The 15,902-nt window shown below is 70.9% G+C and carries 16 protein-coding genes and 1 pseudogene; 9 read left to right on the top strand and 8 right to left on the bottom strand.

The window, feature by feature from the left end; genetic code table 11:
• Nucleotides 1-97: 97 nt before the first annotated feature.
• Nucleotides 98-670, bottom strand: coding sequence for a YbhB/YbcL family Raf kinase inhibitor-like protein (locus ACZ4RZ_RS40420; protein WP_467752385.1), 573 nt, complete (start codon nt 668-670; stop codon nt 98-100).
• Between the two features lie 226 nt (nt 671-896).
• Between ACZ4RZ_RS40420 and ACZ4RZ_RS40425 the strand changes: the two genes are divergently transcribed.
• Entirely contained in the window at nt 897-1,718 is an 822-nt protein-coding gene (locus ACZ4RZ_RS40425) for an SAM-dependent methyltransferase (RefSeq protein ID WP_467752387.1), read from the top strand.
• A gap of 100 nt (nt 1,719-1,818) precedes the next feature.
• Entirely contained in the window at nt 1,819-2,361 is a 543-nt protein-coding gene (locus tag ACZ4RZ_RS40430) for a hypothetical protein (protein WP_467752389.1), read from the top strand.
• Nucleotides 2,362-2,371: 10 nt separating this feature from the next.
• On the opposite strand, the gene ACZ4RZ_RS40435 is transcribed toward ACZ4RZ_RS40430, so the two are convergent.
• The 3 genes from ACZ4RZ_RS40435 to ACZ4RZ_RS40445 form a co-directional block, all read right to left on the bottom strand.
• Nucleotides 2,372-2,893, bottom strand: a complete 522-nt coding sequence (locus ACZ4RZ_RS40435; RefSeq protein ID WP_467752391.1) for a hypothetical protein — start codon at nt 2,891-2,893, stop codon at nt 2,372-2,374.
• Between the two features lie 188 nt (nt 2,894-3,081).
• Entirely contained in the window at nt 3,082-3,585 is a 504-nt protein-coding gene (locus ACZ4RZ_RS40440; RefSeq protein ID WP_467752430.1) for a DUF6624 domain-containing protein, read from the bottom strand.
• A gap of 62 nt (nt 3,586-3,647) precedes the next feature.
• Nucleotides 3,648-4,256 (bottom strand): ATP-binding protein, encoded by a 609-nt coding sequence (locus ACZ4RZ_RS40445; RefSeq protein WP_467752393.1) that lies wholly within the window; start codon nt 4,254-4,256, stop codon nt 3,648-3,650.
• 154 nt (nt 4,257-4,410) lie between these two features.
• On the opposite strand from ACZ4RZ_RS40445, the gene ACZ4RZ_RS40450 reads away from it, so the two are divergent.
• Nucleotides 4,411-5,223: an SDR family NAD(P)-dependent oxidoreductase gene (locus ACZ4RZ_RS40450; RefSeq protein ID WP_467752432.1), complete on the top strand. Its 813-nt coding sequence runs from the start codon at nt 4,411-4,413 to the stop codon at nt 5,221-5,223.
• Nucleotides 5,224-5,246: 23 nt separating this feature from the next.
• Here the strand turns inward: ACZ4RZ_RS40450 and ACZ4RZ_RS40455 are convergent, their stop codons facing one another.
• Nucleotides 5,247-6,659 (bottom strand): hypothetical protein, encoded by a 1,413-nt coding sequence (locus ACZ4RZ_RS40455; protein ID WP_467752395.1) that lies wholly within the window; start codon nt 6,657-6,659, stop codon nt 5,247-5,249.
• A gap of 252 nt (nt 6,660-6,911) precedes the next feature.
• Here ACZ4RZ_RS40455 and ACZ4RZ_RS40460 point away from each other — a divergent pair, with 252 nt between their 5' ends.
• The 4 genes from ACZ4RZ_RS40460 (at nt 6,912) to ACZ4RZ_RS40475 (ending at nt 9,497) form a co-directional block, all read left to right on the top strand.
• The gene (locus ACZ4RZ_RS40460) at nt 6,912-7,778 is read left to right on the top strand and encodes a helix-turn-helix domain-containing protein (protein ID WP_467752397.1); all 867 of its coding nucleotides are present in this window, start codon (nt 6,912-6,914) and stop codon (nt 7,776-7,778) included.
• 3 nt (nt 7,779-7,781) lie between these two features.
• Complete coding sequence (locus tag ACZ4RZ_RS40465) at nt 7,782-8,018, top strand: DUF397 domain-containing protein (RefSeq protein WP_467752399.1); 237 nt, start codon at nt 7,782-7,784, stop codon at nt 8,016-8,018.
• A 136-nt stretch (nt 8,019-8,154) separates the two neighbouring features.
• A complete protein-coding gene (locus ACZ4RZ_RS40470; protein WP_467752401.1) occupies nt 8,155-8,667 on the top strand; it encodes a hypothetical protein in 513 nt (170 codons plus the stop codon).
• Between the two features lie 20 nt (nt 8,668-8,687).
• The gene (locus ACZ4RZ_RS40475; protein WP_467752403.1) at nt 8,688-9,497 is read left to right on the top strand and encodes an SAM-dependent methyltransferase; all 810 of its coding nucleotides are present in this window, start codon (nt 8,688-8,690) and stop codon (nt 9,495-9,497) included.
• 9 nt (nt 9,498-9,506) lie between these two features.
• Here ACZ4RZ_RS40475 and ACZ4RZ_RS40480 read toward each other — a convergent pair whose 3' ends face one another.
• The 3 genes from ACZ4RZ_RS40480 to ACZ4RZ_RS40490 all read right to left on the bottom strand — a co-directional run bounded on the left by ACZ4RZ_RS40480 (nt 9,507) and on the right by ACZ4RZ_RS40490 (nt 14,425).
• On the bottom strand, nt 9,507-10,904 hold the full coding sequence (locus ACZ4RZ_RS40480; RefSeq protein ID WP_467752405.1) for an FAD-binding oxidoreductase: 1,398 nt from the start codon (nt 10,902-10,904) through the stop codon (nt 9,507-9,509).
• Between the two features lie 159 nt (nt 10,905-11,063).
• Nucleotides 11,064-13,658: an ATP-binding protein gene (locus ACZ4RZ_RS40485; protein ID WP_467752407.1), complete on the bottom strand. Its 2,595-nt coding sequence runs from the start codon at nt 13,656-13,658 to the stop codon at nt 11,064-11,066.
• Between the two features lie 251 nt (nt 13,659-13,909).
• A complete protein-coding gene (locus tag ACZ4RZ_RS40490; protein ID WP_467752409.1) occupies nt 13,910-14,425 on the bottom strand; it encodes a pep a2 in 516 nt (171 codons plus the stop codon).
• A 304-nt stretch (nt 14,426-14,729) separates the two neighbouring features.
• On the opposite strand from ACZ4RZ_RS40490, the pseudogene ACZ4RZ_RS40495 reads away from it, so the two are divergent.
• Both ACZ4RZ_RS40495 and ACZ4RZ_RS40500 read left to right on the top strand, forming a co-directional pair.
• Nucleotides 14,730-14,921: pseudogene (locus ACZ4RZ_RS40495) on the top strand (DUF5133 domain-containing protein); the annotation flags it as partial.
• 85 nt (nt 14,922-15,006) lie between these two features.
• Nucleotides 15,007-15,902: maltotransferase domain-containing protein (locus tag ACZ4RZ_RS40500; RefSeq protein ID WP_467752411.1), on the top strand; the 896-nt coding region annotated here is incomplete at its 3' end.

Genomic DNA, 15,902 nt, shown 5'->3' on the forward strand with positions numbered 1-15,902 from the left:
CGCGCGCCCGGGGCGGCCAGGGTCATCTCCAGCCATTCGACACCGGCCATTCGACGCCGGCCGTTCGTCGCCGCCGACTGCGGGCGCGCGAGCCGGGTCACCGACCGTAGCGGCCGACCAGCGTGCCGTATGCGGCGGTGTGCCCGGTGAGCGCGCGCTTGACCTCGTCGGCCGAGGCGTCCTTGGGCAGGATCGGCTTCGCGTCGGCGGCGAAGACCGAGAAGACGTAGCGGTGGGGCTTGCCCTTGGGTGGGCAGGGCCCGCCGTAGCCGCGCTTCCCGAAGCTGTTGCGGCCCTGCTCGGCTCCGTTCGGCAGCTCACCCGTGCCGAGCGCCGTCTCGTGCGGATCGATGCCCCATACGACCCAGTGCACGAAGGTGCCGTGCGGGGCGTCCGGGTCCTCGACCAGGACGACCAGCTCGGCGGCGGCGCCCGGCACACCGTCGAACTCCAGCGGTGGTGAGACGTTCTCGCCGTCGCAGGTGTAGCGGCGCGGGATGGTCGCGCCGCTCGCGAAGGCCGTGCTGGACACCGTGATCGTCTTCGACGCGTGGGGCGTCGGTGCGGCGGATGCGGCAGCGGCACCTCCGCCGCCCCCGCAGCCGGCGGTGAGCCCGAGCGCGGCTGCCGCCATGATGGTTCCGGCCTTCCGGCGGCTCGTACGGCGCATGTACGCCACGTTAGCGCCGGGGCGCCGAAGGGGCAGCGTGACGGCGGACGCAAGCGTCGTGACGGGGGCGGCACACCATGTACGGCCCGGCGTGCGGTGCGTGGCGCGGGTGGCCAAAAGTCGTATGCCGACGCCGAGTTGAGGTGGCGGAGCCGGGCGGGGGCCGTGCCGGTTCGTCTACGTTGATGTTCGGCCGTCGAACATCGCTGCGCAGGAGGCGCTCCCCGTGTCAGACCCTGATCCCCAGCTCGTCGCCGCCGCCGAGATACGCGCCCGGATCGACACGAGCAAGCCCCACTCCGCGCGTTTTTGGAACTACTTCGTCGGCGGCAAGGACAACTACGAGGTCGACCGCGAGATCGGCGACCGCATCCAGGAGATCTTCCCCGGCCTGGTGGACGTGGCGCGCACCAGCCGGCATTTCCTGGGCCGCGCGGTCCGGTATCTGGCGGTGGACCAGGGCATCCGGCAGTTCCTGGACATCGGTACCGGTCTGCCGACCGCCGACAACACCCATGAGGTGGCGCAGCGACTGGCACCGGACGCGCGGATCGTGTACGTGGACAACGACCCCATGGTGCTCGCGCACGCCCGTGCCCTGCTGACCAGCGCGCCCGAGGGCGCGACCGCGTTTCTCGACGCCGACCTGTACGACACCGAAGCCATCCTCAAGGCCGCCGCGGGCACGCTGGACTTCTCCCGGCCGGTCGCCCTGATGATCCTCAATACGCTCGGCCACGTCGCCGAGTACGAGCGGGCGCGGGCCCTGGTCTCCCGGCTCATGGACGGCCTTCCGCCGGGCAGTCACCTCGTCATCTGTGACGGCACCGCCACCAGCGAGGGCATGATCGCGGCGTCGGAGGCCTACAACTCCAGTGGCGCGGTGCCGTACTACGTGCGCAGCGTCGAGGAGATCGGCGGCTTCTTCGACGGGCTCGAACTGGCCGAGCCTGGCATCGTCCAGGTCACACAGTGGCGTCCGGAACCCGGTGGTTCGTCGAGCGGCGTCGCCGTCGACGCCTACGGCGGGGTGGGACGCAAGCCGTAGTGATCCGGCCATCCATTCGGTGGCGGGCGAGAGGCACGGTGACCGCGAGATTCGCCCGCCCCCTCATCGCGCCCCACCTGCCCCTGCGACACTGAGCCGTATGGATCCTCGACACCTGAGACTCGGTCGCCGTCGCATATGGCTGGGCAGCGCGGCCGGCTTCCTGGTGCTCGGGCCGATCGGCTGGGTCCTGGGTGGCTGGATTCCCGTCGTGCTGCTGTCCGTCGTCCTCGTCGCGGCCGCGGCGGTCGCGCACTGGAGGGCCCCTTCGTGGCTCGCGCCCGCCATCGCCAAGGGGCAGCGGGAGAGCCGCCGCGACGTGGCCACCTTCTGCGTGGTCATCGCCGTCAGCGGGTATGCCCAGCCCCACACCCTGCCGTCCGGTTCCCCCCAGGACCTGGCGGCCCTGCGCCTGGAGGCGTACCGGGCCGCGGCCGACGACGATCTGTCCGAGGAGCTCCGCCATCTGGCGGCCGATGCGCTGGCCACCGCCGACCAGGCGTACGGCGAAGACACCCCGGCGGGCTGGCGAGCGGCCCGGGCGAGCGCGGAGCGACTGGCGCACGCCGCGCAGGAGGGCAATCCCTACGTGCGCCAGCTCCTCATCCAGTGGGTGGAGCAGAACCCGGCCGGGGAGCGTTAGCACCCGGCGCTCACGAGTCCGCTTCCCTCCGCAGGAAGTTGCTCACCTGGCAGGCGAGGCTGTCCCTGGCCGTGCCGGGGGGTGTGCCCGCGTCGTCGGCAGAGGTCTCGTACAGGTCGATGCCGCCCGCCCAGAGATAGCGCTCGGTCCACTCGTCGTCGACCTTCAGCTGGATCTGGATGTCCACGCGGTGCAGGAAGGCGTCGGGGCCCGCGGAGTAGAGGACCGCCGTGGCCCGGCGCAGCGGGTAGACGTCGAAGCCCTCGATGAACTGTGAGTTCCGCCAGTCGAGGAACGCGCTCTCACCGTCGGAGCCGACACGAATATCGATCTGTCCGTCTTCGAGATGGATACCGAAATGCTCGGTCGTGCGGTTTTCAACCGTGACCCGAAATCTGAAGTAGGTGAGTCCGTCGGCGGCCTCGTCCCGCCCCCGCGGCGGCTCCGCCTTTTCCACACCGTGGACGCGGACACGCAGGCCGGCATGCTCGTCGTACTCCTGCCAGTCCCCGACCACGTTCGGCTCGCGCACAGTCCACCTCTCACCTCAGAGAGCTGTTTCCTATCTGTGCTCCGAACGAAGTGTCAAATGCGCGGAACATGCCGTGGCCAGGGATTTCCCTTTTCTTGATCGGCGATCAAGCCGTGCCCAGCCGGAACCTTTCCCCGGCGGCCGCGACGGCATTTCCGCGCGTGCTGCACATCACGTCCAGCGGCGGCTCATCCGCCCGCGCGCAGTGCCCGCATCTGCTCGTCGAGCGGACCAAGGCCGACGTCGCGCCGGCGCTCGTCGACGGTCCGGGGCCGGCGGATCGGGTACGGACGGAGGGTCAGCGGATTGACACGGGTGCCGTAGAACTGCGGCCGCCCCTCCTCCACGGCGCAGTGGTCGGCGATATAGGCGTGATGCAGGGCCGGGCAGCGCCCGTCCGCCGCGGCCTGGGCGATCAGGTCGCTGCACCTGAGCTGGAAGTCGAGGTCGGCGGCATGCAGCAGGATCATCAGGGCTGCCGTCGAGGCGGGCGCGCCGACCAGGTCGGCGGTCGGCCAGCCGTGCCTGCGGACGATCGTCCGCAGGGCTTCGGCATTGGCCTCGCGGCACTCGTGGAGGGCGCCTCGGCACCGCGAGGTGGGGTCCACCCGCGCCTGCCGCATGAGGTGCCGCTCCTCGTCCGCCCGGCGCACCAGCTCCCCGGCGAGAGCCGCCGCGAGCTCCGGGATCATCCGCCGCGCGGCTTCCTGATCCTGGCGTGTGTCGACGACCGCGAGGTGCCCCGGGGAACCCTTCACGACATCCCCTGAAGCACCAGCGCGAACCACACCTTCTTGCCCGGGCCGCCCGGGTCGGGCGGTGCGGTGCCCCAGTCGTCGGCCAGTGCGGCGACGATGGCCAGTCCGCGTCCCGACTCCTCGGCGCCGTCCGGCGTACGCAGGCGCGGCAGGTCGGGCGAGCTGTCGGCGACCGTCACGCGCAGCTCTCGCTCGGTGTACTCGATGGTGACGGTGATCATGTCGCCGCGGTCGGGACTTCCGTGTTTGACCGCGTTGGCGAACAACTCGTCCGTGGCGAGGACGGCGTTGTCGCGGCATTCGGCCGGCAGCCGCAGGTGGGTGAGGTGCTCGGCGAGCATGGCCCGTACGCCCACCGCGCGCGAGGGGTGGGCGGGGACGGTGGTCCGCAGGAGGTGGGCTTCGCTCACGGGCATCGCGTGCGTCACGGGGTCTACGGGGCTCACAGGGCTCGATGGGGACACGGGGATCGTGGCTGCCTCAGCGGGCCCGGCCCGGCCCGCGGGCGCGCGGTCGTCGGCCGCGTGGACGTTGTGCGCCGGCGCAAGCGCGTCGTGCGCCAGTGAGGGGGACGGCCCGCGGCGATGCGCCCTGGATGCCGTCATCGATCCTCCTTCGGGTGCAGCACGGGTGGGGGACGGTCTCGGTGGCTGCCCGTGCAGCCAACACGCCGGAGCGGCGGGTGGACCAGGGGGTATGGGGGTTGTCCGGTTGCAGGCACGTAGTGGCATTGGATGTATGTTCGATCGCGTGAGGAACGTGAGCGGGGGCCGGGTGGCGGTGCATCGGAGCGGTGGCACCGGAGGGCCGGGGGTGCGCGGCAAACGCGTATTGGTCACCGGTGGTACGCGGGGGCTCGGCGAGCAGATCGTGCGACTGCTGGTCGCCGAAGGCGCGCGGGTGGCGACCTGTGCGCGCACCGCGCTCGACCTGGAGGCGCTGGCCACGTCGATGGACTCCGACGTGTTCACCCAGCCGCTCGATGTCACCGCGCCCGAGGAGCTGGAAGGGTTCGTCACAGCATCGGCGAAACGTTTCGGCGGCCTGGATGGGGTGGTGGCCTGCGCGGGTGGTTCTCGCGGGGGCGGCATCGAGCAGGCGGACGACGAGGACTGGGCGGCCACCTGGGACGTGAACGTCGGCCATGCGGCGCGGCTGGTGCGGGCGGCGGTCCCGCATCTGCGGGCGGCGGGCGGCGGCTCGGTCGTGGTGATCTCGTCGATCTCCGGCTGGAAGCCCGGCCCGCACGCCCAGTACGGGGTCGCGAAGTCCGCGCAGATCCATCTGGCCGCCTCGTTGGCCCGCGAGCTCGGCGCTGACGGCATCCGCGTGAACGCCGTCTCCCCCGGGTCGATGCTCATCCCCGGCAGGCGCTGGGACCGGATGCGCAGGGAGGAACCCGAGGCGTTCGCCCGATTCGTGGCGGCGGAGCTGCCGGGCGGCGAGCCGGTCGCGCCGCAGGAGGTCGCCCGCGTGGTGGCGTTCCTGCTGTCGGACTGGTCGAGCGGGATCTCCGGCGCCCACCTGCCGGTCGACCGCGCTCAGAACGCCCCTTCCCCCGACGGGTACTAAGGCGTCCGGAGCCCCCGTGCCGGTCATGCCGCCGCTCCCAGTACGGCGCGCGACCTGCGCTCGAACTCCTGTACCACGGGCTCGTGGCGGCGGGGCTCGAGCCGCCTGCGGAAGTCGCGCAGGGCCTGGATCGACCGTTCGCTGTGCACGGTGCTCAGGGTGTCGAGCGCCTCGGTCGCCGTGCCGACGGCCTCGTCCAGCCGGTCCTGCTGGAGATGCGCGGTCGCGAGGACGGAGCGGCTGATGGCCTGGCGCCTGCGCCGGTCCGCGTTGGCGCTGAGCGATTCGCTCGCCGTGCGCTCCGCCTGCGCGGCAAGGCCCAGGTCACGGAAGCACAGGGCGGACTCGGCCTGCAGATAGTGGTGGTCGAGATAACGCACCCACACCGACTCCTGGGCGGCTCCCTTGCTCGCGTCCAACTGTCGCTCGGCCAGGCGCAGCGCCTCGGAGGCCTCGTCCGAGCGCCCCCGCGCGGCGTGCCCGCGCGCCGACATGGCGTACAGGCGCATCAGGCCGAGGGGGCTGCCCGATTCCTTCGCGGTGACGATCCCGGCGCGGGCCAGTGCCACCCCTTCGTCGGGGCGGCCGAGATTGGTGGCCAGATGGGAGAGTCCGGCCAGGATCTGACCTCCCAGCACCCGGTCGCGTCCCTCGGCGCACAGTCTCAGCGCCTGGGTCATATAGCGCTGTGCCAGGCCGTACTCCCCCGCGTCGTACGAGCTCCACCCGGCCATCGCGGCCAGGCGCGCGGCGGCGGCGTACAACTGGCGGCGCAGCCGCGGCGGTGTACCGCGTCGCTGCAGCAGGGGGACTACCTCGGTGGACAGGTAGTGCACGATGCTGGTGCGCACTCCGCCGCCACCGTAGTGGTTGTCCATCTGGTCGAACATGGCGATCATCGCGTGCACCTGCTCGACCGGCCCGCCGCTCGCCACCAGGGTGGGTTCGACGGCGTCGTGATGCTCCAACAGCCAGAGCAGCCACTCACGCTGAGGGGTCGTCAGCGCGGCCGCGACAAAGGGAACCGAGCCGAGGAGGCTGCGGCGGGAGATGTCGGTGGACCCAAGTTCGGCCAGGGTGTGAAGGGTTTCTGCCACGTCTTCGCCATAGACGAGCGCCCTGCTCGCGACCGGGCGCTGCTGATCGGAGTGGAAGCCGAGGTCCGCGGGCGACACGGCGCGGCCTAGCCGCTCGGACAGTACGGCGGCGATCAACTCCGGTGTGGTTCCCCGCGGTTGCTGGCCCTGGAGCCAGCGGGTGACCGACGCCTTGTCGTAGTGGGAGTCCGCGCCCTGACGGCGGCCCAGCTCATTGACCCGCAGGGCGAGTGAGGCGTAGGAGCAGCCGGCTTCCTTGAGGGCCGCCGTCAGCACCTTGTTGACCCCGGTGGGGGCCTTGCCGGCGTTCCTTGCTTGTCCGTCGGTCACGGTGGCCATCCCGGTCTCGCCTCACGGTCGCGTGCGGCTGCGCCCGTACGCACCTGGCGGGACATCAATTCCCGTACGGCCGAGCACAGTTGCGCGTAGTCGCCACGGAGTGTGCGACACGTCACTCGATCACTATGGAGGCCGACACACTCAGCATGCAACCGGCGTTCTGATAATTTCAGAACGTTTCGCATCGCCCTGTCTCTGTCATCGGCCGCGTGGCACACTGCACGCTGTGACGGCCGTTCCGGGAGGTAGGACGTGAGCGAGAACCGCTCTGGCGGCAGCGCACCCACCGTCCTGCGGATGGTTCTCGGAAAACGGCTGCGACAACTGCGGGAACGGGCAGGGGTGTCGTTCGAGGACGCGGCACGGGCCATCGAGGTCACGCCGCTGACGGTCCGCCGGATCGAGAAGGCCGAGGTCGGACTCCGGATTCCGTACGTGCGGGAGTTGCTGCACACCTACGGGGTTCCGGCGGCGGAGATCGACGACTTCCTGGCCCTGGCCAGGGAGGCCAACCAGCCGGGGTGGTGGTACAAGTACCGCGACGTACTGCCGGAGTGGTTCAGCGCCTACGTGAGCCTGGAGAGCGAAGCCAGCGTCATCCGCCTCTACGAACCCCACTACGTTCCCGGCCTGTTGCAGACGTCCGAATACGCCACCGCGCTCATGCGCGTCGGCTTCCCCAACGAGTCGAAGGAGGACATCGCCCGCCGCGTCGCCCTGCGGATCAAACGTCAGGACCTGCTCGCCAAGCCGGACGCACCCGCGATCTGGGCCGTTCTCGACGAGACGGTGCTGCGCCGCCCGGTGGGCGGGGCCGAGGTGATGCGGGCTCAGATCGACCGGCTGCACGAGGTCCTGGACATGCCGAAGGTCCGGATCCAGATCATGCGCTTCAAGGTGGGCGCCCACCCGGGCGCCTTCGGACCGTTCCACCACTTCCGCTTCGGCTTCTCCGAACTCCCCGACGTCGTCTACACGGAGAGCCTCGTCGGCGCGGTCTACGTCGACCGGCCCGACGACGTCGTCAGCTATCTCGAAGTACTGGACCGGATGTCCGTGCAGGCGGAGCCGGTCGCTCGGACCAGGGCCATCCTGGGTGAACTGCGTAAGGAGTTGTGATCCATGGGATCCGTCTACAGCGGCATGCCCGCCGTCGATCTGGGCACCGAGGGCTGGCAGAAGCCCTGGAGCGGCACGAACGGCGGGAGCTGTGTCGAGGCCAAGCGGCTGCCCGACGGCAGCGTCGCCTTCCGTCAGTCCAGGGACCCCGAGGGGCCGGCGCTGGTCTACTCCCAGGACGAGGTGATCGCGTTCCTGCAGGGCGCCAAGTCCGGGCAGGCCGACTTCCTGATCGCCTGAGCATCCTCACCGCGGGACCCCCAGAGGTTGCACCACTACGCCCGCACAACCGGACAACCCGCACGCCTACTCCCCCGTGCGGGTTGTCCCCCGCACACTGAGGGAGTCGGTCGTCTCGGAGGGAGTGGGTGCGGGGATGATCCTCCACCAGGCCCTCGCCCAGTGTCGGACGCTGGTCGTCGACGGCCCCGACGGCATCGGCAGGAGCGCCCTGATCGCCGAACTGGCCCGCCACGGATTCATGATTCGCCGCTCGCGCGGGCAGCTTCACCATGTGGACCCCACCCAGCCCTACCGCGAACTCCTCGCCGCGCCCGGGAGGTTGGCCATCGACGGCAGCCTCGTCCACGAACTGGTCTACGGACCGCTGCGCCGCGGGCGCTCCCGGGTGACGTGGATCCAGGCACTCGACTTCGCGGAAGCGGTGGCCGAACGCGACGGCGCCCTCATCCATGTGACGGGCGAGGCGGACGACACCGAGGCGGTCGGCGCGTACGAGCGGGCACTGCGCACCCTGGCCCAGCATGCCCCCGTCGTGACGGTCGACGCGGCAGAACTGGGCCATCCGATCCGCGGTCCCGCCTCCCCGCTGCCCCAACTCTGGGGCCACACACAGGCGTTGACGATAAGTTGGAGACCGACCGCGTGACGTACGGCAGGAGACATCTCATGGCAGACGGCCAGTCCACCCCCGACCAAGAGGCGCTGTCCAAGATCGACACCACGGTGCCGCACTCGGCTCGTATCTGGAACTACTGGATGGGCGGGAAGGACAACTACGAGGTCGACCGGGTGGCGGGCGACGCCTACCGCGAAGTCGCCCCGAACATCGAGACCATGGCCCGCGCCTCCCGTGACTATCTGATTCGCACCGTCACCTTCGTGACCGGCGAGCTCGGCATCCGCCAGTTCCTGGACATCGGCACCGGCCTGCCCTCGTACGACAACACCCATCAGGTCGCACAGCGGGTGGCGCCGGAGTCGCGCATCGTCTACGTCGACAACGATCCCCTGGTGCTCCGCCATGCCCAGGCGCTGCTCACCAGCACCCCCGAGGGCGTCACCAACTACATCGACGCGGACCTGCACGAGCCCGAGAAGATCATCGAAGCGGCGAGCCGCGTCCTGGACTTCGACCAGCCCGTCGCCCTCATGCTCATGGGCATCCTCGGCCACATCCAGGACTACGAGGAGGCCAAGTCGATCGTCCGCCGCCTCCAGGCCGCCCTGCCCTCCGGCAGCTACTTCGTGCACTACGACAGCACCGACACCGACGCAGCCCTCAAGGAGGCCCAGCAGGGCTACGACGACACCGGGGCGATCCCGTACGTTCTGCGCAGCCCCACCCAGATCAGCGCGTACTACGAGGGCCTCGAACTGGTCGACCCCGGCATTGTGTCCTGCCCGCTGTGGCGCCCGGAGCCCGGTACGTCGCCCGAGCCCACGGACGTCCACGGGGGCGTGGCCCGCAAGCCGTGATCAGGCCCTTCAGACCTGCACCGCCGGCTCGATGTTCTGGTTGAGGCGGAACAGGTTGCCGGGGTCACGGTCGGCCTTGACCCGCGCCAGGCGGGCGTAGTTGTCGCGGTAGGAGGCCCGTACGCGCTCCTGGCCCTCGTCCATCATCATGTTGACGTAGGCCCCGCCCGCGGAGAACGGGTGCAGCGCGTCGGAGTAGTCGACGCTCCAACGCCTGATGACGTCGGCGTTGGCCGGGTCGGGGTCCACGCCCGCGAAGACGGATGCCCAGCGGGCGTCGCGGTAGCTCCACGCGGTGTCCGTCGGAGCGAGGTCGTGGACGGCGCTGTCGATGGGATAGAGGTGCATCGTCGACTTCCACGTGGGCATCTCGGCGGCGAACTTGGCATGCAGATCGACCGCGTCGCCCGGGATGTCGTTGACGAAGTCCGCGCGCCAGTACCACTGGTCCCCGGGCGGGTAGACCCCGTCGAACGCGGACTGGATCGCGGGATGCGGCATCGGCGCGGGACCGTGCAGCAGCGGCTGGGGCAGGGCGTCCAGGAGAGGAGCCATCTCCCTCGCCGCCGCGTCCGTGTCGTCCCCGACGCGGCACCACACGACGCCGCAGACCTTGCGCAGATGGATCTCCTCCGGGAACGGCGGGCCCGGCGGGACGGAGCCGAACAGGAAGAAGGCGTTCAGCTCACGGGGCGCGTGCGGGAGGAAATCGCGGTAGGCGGCGAGGACTTCGGCTCCGAGTTCGACGGGCCAGAAGGTGGGACCGGCGACGACCGTGCTCACTTCGTGCAGCCGGAACAGGAACGAGGTGACGACGCCGAAGTTGCCGCCGCCACCGCGGATCGCCCAGTACAGGTCGGTGTTCTCGTCGGCGCTCGCGCGTACGCGCTCACCGTTCGCCAGGACGAGCTCGGCCTCCAGCAGGTTGTCGATGGTCAGCCCGCACTTGCGGGTGAGGTGCCCGATACCGCCGCCGAGCGTGAGGCCTCCGACGCCCGTCGTGGAGATGATGCCGCTCGGTGTGGCCAGGCCGTGCGCGTTGGTGGCCCGGTCGACCTCGCCCCAGACACAGCCGCCGCCGACCCGTACCGTGCGGGCGTTCGGGTCGACCTCGACGTCCTTGAGCGGGGAGAGGTCGAGGACTACCCCGTCGTCACACGTTCCGAGGCCCGCTCCATGGTGGCCGCCGCCGCGCACCGCGAGCGGTAGGCCGTGGTCGCGGGCGAAGCCGATGACCTGAGCGACGTCCTCGGGGCCGGTGCACCGCGCCACCAGGGCCGGCCGCCGGTCGATCATCGCGTTGTACACGGTACAGGCCTCGTCGTACCCGGAGTCCTCCGGTCCGATCAACTGCCCCTTGAATCCCGTCAGTTCCTGACGTGCCGCTTGTGCCGGTGTGATCGCCATGTGCATCCCCCGTGTCCGGGGACCGGTTCCGGGGTCCCGTATCCGGGCTCCCTTGCCAGTCTCCCTCCGATGGGTCCGATGCGCCTGTTCTAGTCCGGCTCCTCGCTCCGCAGGTATCCGTGCCCGCCACCCAGCTCGCTCCGGGCGGCTACCTACCTTTCAGCGGCCTGGCAACATGCCCAGCTCCACGGCACGGGCCGCGGCCTGGCGTCGGGTATGGACGCCGAGTTTGTCCAGTACGGCGGAGACGTGGTTGTCGACCGTGCGCACCGACACCACCAGCTTGTCGGCGATCTCCGGGTTCGTCAGCCCCTCCGCCAGCAGCCGCATGACCTGCACCTGGCGTTCCGTGAGGCCGGCGGGGTTCTCCCGGGTCACCGCGAGCGGACCCCGCGGGATCCGTCGCATCCCGAGCGCGCGCAGCTGCCCGCGGACCAGACGGGCGAGCGGCTCCGCGCTCAGGGCGTCCAGAGCGGCGAGCGCGGTGAGCTTGTCGTCCGGGTGCGGGCTCTCGGCGAGGGCGGCCGCGTGCTCGTACGGGCACCCCGCCGCCTCCCAGGCCTGCGCCGCCTCGCGCCAGTGACCCGCGGTCTGCAATGTGTACGGATGCTTCGAACCATCCGCCGGAACCAGGTGCCCGGCCTTGGCGAGCCAGTAGCCGAGCTCCGCCCGGTGCGGCACGGAGGCCAGTCGGCAAGCTTCGGCGTAGACAGGGCCCGCGGCCGCGACCACCGCCCGGTGATCGCCCCGCAGCCACGCGGACTCGGCCTGGGCCGCCGCGACCGGTCCGGTGCGCTGGAGCTCGCTGCTCCGCACGGCGATCTCCCAGGCCTGTGCGAGCAGTTCGTCGCCGCCACCGCTGCCGCGGCGCACCCGCACCCGGGCCAGCACCGTCAGCGCGGGGCAGCGGGCGGGCACGAAATCGTGTGCGCCCAGCTCGGCGTACTTCTCGGCCTCGTCCCAGGCCCCGGCGGCGAGTCGGCGCATGGCCAGCTCGACCTGGAGATAGCTGAGGAAGCCGAGGTGTTCCGCCCGGTCCGCCAGATCCATGGCCGGTGCCAGAAAACGGTCCGCCTCCGCGTAGTCGAGGTTTTCGAGCAGAGTCCAGATGATGTTGGCGTAGGCCCGGCAGGCGTGCTCGACCTCGCCTGCCCCGAGGGCCACCTTGAGGCTCTCCTCCAACTGGGCACGGCCCAGCGGGTCCCCCGCCCTCCAGCGGGCGGCGCCGACGTTGTTGAGAGCGTGGGCGAGGATCTCCAGATCTCCCGCCCGGCGGGCCAAGTCGATGGCGCGCTCACCGAAGGCGACCGCCTGGGCGTGCCGGTCGGACAGCATGTGCAGCTGGGCGGTGTTGCTGAGGGCGAGCGCGAGCAGCCGGTCGTCCCCGGCCTCTTCCAGTACCGCGATGGCCTCCCGCGCGGCTTTCCTGGCCTCCTCGGCATCACCGGCCCACCAGTGGATTCTCGACAGCCACCGCAGATCCGCGCCGAGGGCCCGCGCGTCGCCCAGGGACCGGCGCAGCTCGACCGCCTCCCGCTCGGCGTGGACGGCAGCCGCGGAGTCAGCGATGGTGTAGCTCTCCACCGCGTAGCGTTCCAGGAGGTCGGCCCGTTCGGCCGGGGCGAAGCGCTTGCGCTGCCTCAGGACGAGGCGCAGGTGCGCGGCGGCCTCGCGGTGCGCGCCGGCCCGGGAGGCGTCGCGGGCGGCATGGGGCCCGTGGCGCGCGATCGCCTCCTCGTCGCCCGCCTCGGCGGCGTGGTGGACGATCCGGGAGGCGTCGCAGTCCGGTGTGGCGACGAGCGCGGCGAGCACGTGCCGGTTCAGCTCCATCCGCCGTGCGGCGGGGAGGGAGTCGGCGATCGCACGGCGGATCAGCTCGTGCCGGAAGCCCGCCCGTTGCGGAGTGACGACGAGCAGGCCGCGCTGCTCGGCAGCCGTCAGCGCGGTCATCCCTTCCGCCAACAGCGCGTTGACCAGCGGGAATTCCACTGCCGACGGCACCACGGCCAGCTGCTCCAGCGCGTCACGAGTGCCGTGGTCCAGCCCTCGCAGGCGCGCCAGTACGGCGTCCACAACGGTCGGCGGTACGTCCCCGGTCCCGCCGGCCGCCACCACCTCGGCGACGAAGAACGGGTTGCCCGACGTCACCTCGTACACCTCGGCCGGATCCAGTCGGCTGGCGGCGCTCAGTCGGCGTACGGCCGCCGCGGAGAGCCTATTCAGCGGCAGGCGGTGCACGCGCTCGGCACGGGAGACCTGGCCGAGCAGATGGCGCAGCGGGTGTGCACGGCCCAACTCGTCGTCCCGGTACGTCAGGACCAGTACGGCCGGGAGCCGCTCCACCCGGCGGACGAGGAAGCGCAGGGCGTCGAGCGAGGCCTCGTCCGCCCAGTGCACGTCCTCGACGACGAGTACCGCAGGATGCGGCGCCGTTCTCAGTTCGACCCGCAGGGCGTCGTACACCCGATGGCGGTCGCCACCCTCGGTGAGCGCCCGCGCCAGATCCGGCCCGACACTTCCCACGAGGTCACGGAACGGCCCGAGCGGCCGTCGCGTCGCGAGGTCGTCGCACTCCCCCAACAGCACGCGCGCCTCGGCGGGCAACACCTTGGGCAGGGCCTTGACCAGGCTGGACTTGCCGATACCGGCCTCGCCGAAGACGAGCGCCACGGACCCGGCGCCGTCGGCCGCTTCGCGCGCGGCGGCAGCCAGCTGGGCGAGCTCGCGCTCGCGTTCGAGGATCCCCCGATCCACGGCGCAATTGTGGCACGCGCCGCGCTGCCCGGCGGGGCCTCGGCGAACTCCCCATGGTGCGGCGGGATAAGCGGACGTACGAGAGTCGCCGAACGCGTCGATCATGATGCGATCGACGCGTTCGGCGACTTCGGTGAGCGGGGAGAGTCGGCTCCTCCGCCGTCGATGGCCGCGCCCGTTGGCTCGGGGTACCGCTTCCGGTGCGTACCCGATCACCGCAGGGCGTTCACGGCCTCGATGCCGGCAGGGGATCACCCGACGGCTGCGACAGCCTCCGTATCCTCACGGAGGCCGGCGAGCGCCGGCTCCGGCAGCGGTGCCTCGCGGGGCGCCTGGCGCGCCTCCTGCAGGCTGGGGACGGGTGCGGCCGGAACCAGCGGCGCGCGTTCGGCGGCCCGGGCGCGCCACGAGAACCAGATGATCTTGCCGCCGGCGCCTGTGGCGCAGCAGCCCCAGCCGTCACTCAGCGCGGCGATCTGGGCCAGGCAGCCCTGCGGCGCGTTGTGCGGGCGGATGTCCTGGTTGTTGTCCGAGACGGCGGCGATGAGGTGCTGGCCGTTCCACCACATCTCGATGGTCGTGTTCTTGTCCGCCGCGTGCTCCTCGATGGTGTGGAGCAGAGCTTCGGCACAGTGACAGACGGACTCGACGAGAATCTCCAGGTTCCAGTACCGGAGGTGCGCGGCCAGAATGCGCCTGACCTGTCCGACCCGTTCCGGGCTGACCTCTACGTCGAGGTGGTAATAGCAGGGCACTGCAGCTTTCATCGTCGTTGGCTCCTCACGGCGAAGCTCCCGCTTCTCCTCGCCCTCGCGGGCCGAGCCCCGATCACAAAGCGTGAGCACTGATCGCTTCTGAGTCAGTCCCAGAGTGAGAGCACTACTCCATTGGTGCAACACGAGAGCACCTCCCAATGTGGTTGAAGACCCAACAAGACGCTCGGTGGCGGTGCGGGCACCATGGGTGAGGGCTCTGACTTCTGTAACGGACCGGAGTCCCTGCGTGCACGGCCCTCACCCGCCATCCCGGCCAGCCGTGCGCGGTCGAGAGAGTGGGAAGGTGACCAGCGTGATGCTGCTGCCTGCCAAAGCCGAGGTCGCCAGGCATCTCGAGCGATACCGGGCCTGGGAACGCCTGCTGCTCGCGGCTCCCGCCGACCATGTGGTGCGGGGCAACTTCGAGAACACCGGATACACCCTGTGCGTCCTGATGGGGAAGCGCTGCGCGCGGGAGGCCGCGGACGCCGCCGAGCACTACCTGCGGGACGTTCCGGCACGGATCTGAAGCGCAGGCTGGGCTCAGTCACGCGAACCACAAGTGGGGCTCGAGGACGGCGGAGGCGAAACGCATGGACGCAAACCCGGACACCGGCCGCATCCCGATCGTGGATGTCCGCCCGGTCGTCGAGTGCGGCAGAAGGCCCGCGAAGGCGGTTTCCGGCGAGACCCTCCAGGTCACCGCCACTGTATTCGGCGAGGGCCAGGACGCCGTCGGCGCCAATGTCGTACTGCGCGATCCGAGCGGCCGCCTCGGCCCGTGGACGCCGATGCGCGAACTCGCCCCCGGCAGCGACCGCTGGGGCGCCCACGTCACACCGGGCGAAGTGGGCCACTGGACCTACCTGGTGGAGGCATGGACCGATCCCGTCGCGGCCTGGCGCCGTTCCGCCGAGATCAAGGTCCCGGCCGGTATCGACCTCGGGCTGGTCCTGGAGGAGGGCGCCTCTCTGCACGAGCGGGCCGCCGCCGGAGTACCGGATACAGCGGGCCGGGACGCGGTGCTGGCCGCGGCGAATGCCCTGCGCGACGAGTCCCGGCCGCCGGCCGCCCGTCTCGCGGCCGCCCTGACCCCGGAGGTGGACACCGCCCTCACGGAGCACCCCCTGCGTGAACGCCTCACCCGCTCGCTGCCGTTGCCCCTGCTCGTGGAACGCAAGCGGGCGCTGTACGGAGCCTGGTACGAGTTCTTCCCGCGCTCGGAGGGCACCCCGGAGCGGCCTCACGGAACCTTCCGTACGGCCGCCGAACGCCTGCCCGCGATCGCGGAGATGGGCTTCGACGTCGTCTACCTGCCCCCGATCCATCCCATCGGCACGACCTTCCGCAAGGGCCCCAACAACACCCTGTCCGCGGGCCTCGACGACGTCGGCGTGCCCTGGGCGATCGGTTCCCCGGAGGGCGGCCACGACGCGGTCCACCCGGACCTGGGCACGATCGACGACTTCGACGCGTTCATACGCCGGGC

It is taken from the genome of Streptomyces sp. NPDC027189 (genome assembly GCF_055566975.1).

Coding starts and splice junctions, on each gene's coding strand:
- ACZ4RZ_RS40420 (WP_467752385.1), bottom strand. CDS start 670: ATGCGCCGTACGAGCCGCCGGAAGGCCGGAACCATCATGGCGGCAGCC.
- ACZ4RZ_RS40430 (WP_467752389.1), top strand. CDS start 1,819: ATGGATCCTCGACACCTGAGACTCGGTCGCCGTCGCATATGGCTGGGC.
- ACZ4RZ_RS40440 (WP_467752430.1), bottom strand. CDS start 3,585: ATGATCCCGGAGCTCGCGGCGGCTCTCGCCGGGGAGCTGGTGCGCCGG.
- ACZ4RZ_RS40445 (WP_467752393.1), bottom strand. CDS start 4,256: ATGACGGCATCCAGGGCGCATCGCCGCGGGCCGTCCCCCTCACTGGCG.
- ACZ4RZ_RS40455 (WP_467752395.1), bottom strand. CDS start 6,659: ATGGCCACCGTGACCGACGGACAAGCAAGGAACGCCGGCAAGGCCCCC.
- ACZ4RZ_RS40465 (WP_467752399.1), top strand. CDS start 7,782: ATGGGATCCGTCTACAGCGGCATGCCCGCCGTCGATCTGGGCACCGAG.
- ACZ4RZ_RS40470 (WP_467752401.1), top strand. CDS start 8,155: ATGATCCTCCACCAGGCCCTCGCCCAGTGTCGGACGCTGGTCGTCGAC.
- ACZ4RZ_RS40475 (WP_467752403.1), top strand. CDS start 8,688: ATGGCAGACGGCCAGTCCACCCCCGACCAAGAGGCGCTGTCCAAGATC.
- ACZ4RZ_RS40480 (WP_467752405.1), bottom strand. CDS start 10,904: ATGGCGATCACACCGGCACAAGCGGCACGTCAGGAACTGACGGGATTC.
- ACZ4RZ_RS40490 (WP_467752409.1), bottom strand. CDS start 14,425: ATGAAAGCTGCAGTGCCCTGCTATTACCACCTCGACGTAGAGGTCAGC.